Consider the following 3,512-nt stretch of genomic DNA (forward strand, 5'->3'; position numbering starts at 1 on the left):
CCACGGTCGTATTCGGAACCCTAGCAGCGACCGCATTGGTGTACTTCGTGCGCAGATCGGTGGCTTCCGCGTCGCCACATCCATAGGGTTCAACGATTGAGCCCTGCGGTAATCACCGTATGCTTACTCTTCATGTAGTCGAGCACGTCCATCTGCGCGAGGATCGACGCGATCAATCCATGCACCTGCAGGCTTGCCGGCTGGTGGCCCGGTGTCTTGCCGACGACGACTTTCTGAACGAGCTGCCGCACGATCGGCATCAGCATGCGTTTGGCTTCCTCGTTCTTGCCCCTGCGGGCCATCAACATGAACTGCCGCATGGCCATCTCTGTTTCTTCCGGATTATGCCGGCGGCGCAGTTCCTCGATTTTGGCGATCATATCAGGGCCGCTTTCCGTGAAACTGGCGATCTCCGTCTCCAGCGTCTGCCGTTCTGCCTCCAGCCGGTCGAGCGTGTCGTCGAGCGCCGGCAGGCGAGGGCGACCTTCGGCCGCACGGTCGCTGATCTGCTGGATGATGTTCCGCTGCTTGCCCTCGACTTCGGACAGCTTGCGCTTCATCTGGTCGCGCTCCGCGGCCGGCCGTGTGAGTTTTGCCGTCTCATAGGCGATACTCTGTTCGGATAGCATGTCGAACATGCCCTCGGCAAAGAAGGCCGCCGGCAGGCATTCGAGTACGCGGCTCTCAAGTTCCTGGCGGGTAATGGTCTTGCTGTTGCCACAGCACGCGCCACCGAGTTCGTCGATCGGCAGGCGCTTCTTGCGGTTGGTGCAGCTATAACGGTCCTTGCCGGAAATCGCGTAGGGACCGCCACACTCCTCGCATTCGAGAAGGTGGCTCAGAAGATATTCCGGCCGGTGCGTTGCATTGAGCCGGTTGCTCTGCCCGAAATCGAACAGTTCCCCAATCTCCTTCTGCCGGTCCTTGACGCGGCCCCACAACTCATCGGTAACGATGCGCATCTCCGGAACGTCCGTCACGACCCAATCCGAGTTATGGTTGGCGCGGGCCGTGCGCTTCTCCGTCTGCGGGTTCTTGCGGTACTGACGCCGGTTCCAGACCATCCGGCCGATATAGCTCTCGTTGTTCAGGATGCCGGTGCCACGGCCGACATGACCGCGGATCGCGGTGTCACGCCATTTGCGGCCACGGGGGCCGGGGATGCCTTCCCTGTTGAGGAGCTGTGCGATGTCGCGTGGTGACATGCCGTCGGCATAGAGTTGGTAGATGCGTCGCACGATCTCTGCCTTCTCAAGGTCGATCTCGCGCAGGCCCTTGATCCGGTCGCCGCTAGCATCACGCTGCTGGGAGAGTCGGTAACCGTAGGCGAGGCAGGTGGACGCCTTGCCCTTCTTTACTGCAGTCTTCATGCCCTCACGGGTGCGGTAGCGGATCTGCTCGACCAGTTCATGGCTGAGTGCTGCACGAAGCGCCAGCTCCAGATCGGTGACCGGCGCGCCGGCGTGGACGGTCCAGATGTCGACGTCGCGATAGCGCAGTTCCTTGAGGATCTTTGCGCTGTGCTCGATGTCGCGCGACAGGCGGTCGACCGTGACGCAAAGCACGATGTCGATCCGCTCGCGCTTCACATGCCCCATGAGGCCCTGGATGCCGGGACGCAGTTGGTAACTCGTACCGCTGATCGCGGCATCGGAATACGTCGCGACCAGATTCCAGCCACGAGCCTTGACGAAGGCTTCGCCAAGCTCGATCTGCGTTTCGATCGAGACCTCGTGCTGGCGGTCGGTGGAGTAACGGGCGTAAAACAGAACGGTCTTGGTCATGGTCTGAATTCCATCTCTAACAATGTCATGGGGAACACTGCCGGCAGCGCCGCCAGTGTGATGTATTGCTGAAGGCGTTACGTCGATGCTCCGGCACGCCGGCAGGCGAAATCCTGGCGACGCTTCACGCGCCTCCACAGTTCATCGCTGACGATCCGCAAGGCAGGAGAGAAATCGTACTCACGGCCCGGTACCCAGGACCGGCCGATATAGATCTCGTCATTGAGGATCCCGGTTCGCCGATTGCGGCCGCCGCGGATGGTGGCGTCCCGCCACATCCTGCCATGGGGGCTGGGAATGCTCTCGGCGTTCAGGGCGTCGGCGATTTTTGCCGGCGACATTCCGTCGGCATACATCTGGAAAATCCGCACGACGACTGCGGCGGTCTCGTGTTCGAGAGCCCTGAACCCGAAAATATACGTCCCATCGGCATTGTAGGCTCCGGTGTAGCGGTAGCCGTAGGGCAGGGGCACAAGATGCTCGGCCTCATAGAGGTCATCGGGCATCGGCGAACGACGGCGAACGCGTCCGAGCGTTCCGTCGGGGTCGTTGTAGTAGTAATCGAAGAGATCGGCGGCCTTGATCCGGACACCGGGATCGGCAGCCCAGACCTCGACGCCTTTCGTGTCGAGATCATGCAGCAGCCGTTCCGCGACGGCAAAACGCGAGCACAAGCGGTCCAGCGTATGACACAGGACGATATCGATCGATCCGATATCGGCCTCTTCGAGGAGCTTGTGGACGCCGGGTTGTGCGGTGAACACGACTTCGCCGATGTCTTCGTCAAGGCAGGTCAGTTCCAGGTTCCAGCCGTTCTTCTTGATGAAGGCCTTCACATGGAAGAGCTGCGGGTCGGCGCAGGCGGTGTTCAGCGTGCTGCGGGGATCGCGGAGGTAAGCCAGTACTTTCTTCGGCATGGTACTCTCTTGGTGTTCGGGGTGATTTTGGATTATCGTAGCCTGGCGCGGATCGCTTGGGAGCCCGCGCCAGCCGCCAGGTCATCATGTCCTGGCGGTGGTGCGTGATGGGGGCAGCGTCGAGCGAGCTGCCCTTGCGTGTCGAAGCGTATCGAGGACTGGGGGCGAGATGGTCTTGCGCGGCAATAATTGCCGCGATCACGCTCGCCGCGCGGAGGTCGCTAGTGCCCCATCGCCGCGCGATAGGCGGCGGCCGCGTCGGTGTTGCCGGCAAGACGGTTGTCCGAACGCGGCATCAGGATCTGATCCTCGACGTTCTCGCGGCTGCCCAGCCAATACCAACCCGTCTCATTGGGCCGAATTACAAACACCTCGTGCGGCGTGATCTTCACGCGCGCCGCGTTGGTCTCGGCCTTGATCGCCTCGTGGAAGAGCCGGTCGAGCTTGGAACTCGCACCCTTCTTGGGCGCCGGCGTTCTGGAGGCGATCTTCGAGGGCGCGATCCGCTTGGTCAGAACGAGAACACGACTGACCTTCTTGCGACGGCCTTTTGCGTCGTCGATATCGATGACGACACCGCGGCTGAGAACATCGCAGAAGACGCCGCCGCTCACAGCGACGGCGTGCGTGCTGAGAAACACGACGCTGGGATGGTCGCGCTCCACGCCGGTACGGCTCTTCAGATGGACGCCTCGATTTACCCCGATTTTCTCCGTTGACGGTCCAGTCTGAGCCTACCGCCGCTTTCGGCGGTGATCTTTGAACTGTTTTGATAGCGGCATTCCCGCCCCTTGCGGGGCGGCTGTCATCA

At 61.6% G+C, this 3,512-nt stretch carries 3 protein-coding genes; all 3 read right to left on the reverse strand.

Annotated features, from left to right (window positions below; genetic code table 11):
- Positions 1-89: 89 nt before the first annotated feature.
- Positions 90-1,784: a recombinase family protein gene (locus KLP42_RS27035; RefSeq protein WP_252193286.1), complete on the reverse strand. Its 1,695-nt coding sequence runs from the start codon at positions 1,782-1,784 to the stop codon at positions 90-92.
- 77 nt (positions 1,785-1,861) lie between these two features.
- Positions 1,862-2,701: a recombinase family protein gene (locus KLP42_RS26370; RefSeq protein ID WP_215571135.1), complete on the reverse strand. Its 840-nt coding sequence runs from the start codon at positions 2,699-2,701 to the stop codon at positions 1,862-1,864.
- 221 nt (positions 2,702-2,922) lie between these two features.
- On the reverse strand, positions 2,923-3,366 hold the full coding sequence (locus KLP42_RS26375) for a hypothetical protein (RefSeq protein WP_215571136.1): 444 nt from the start codon (positions 3,364-3,366) through the stop codon (positions 2,923-2,925).
- Between the last annotated feature and the right edge of the window lie 146 nt (positions 3,367-3,512).

Source organism: Rhizobium sp. CSW-27, assembly GCF_018760785.1.
In the GTDB taxonomy this organism is placed as follows: Bacteria; Pseudomonadota; Alphaproteobacteria; order Rhizobiales; family Rhizobiaceae; genus Neorhizobium.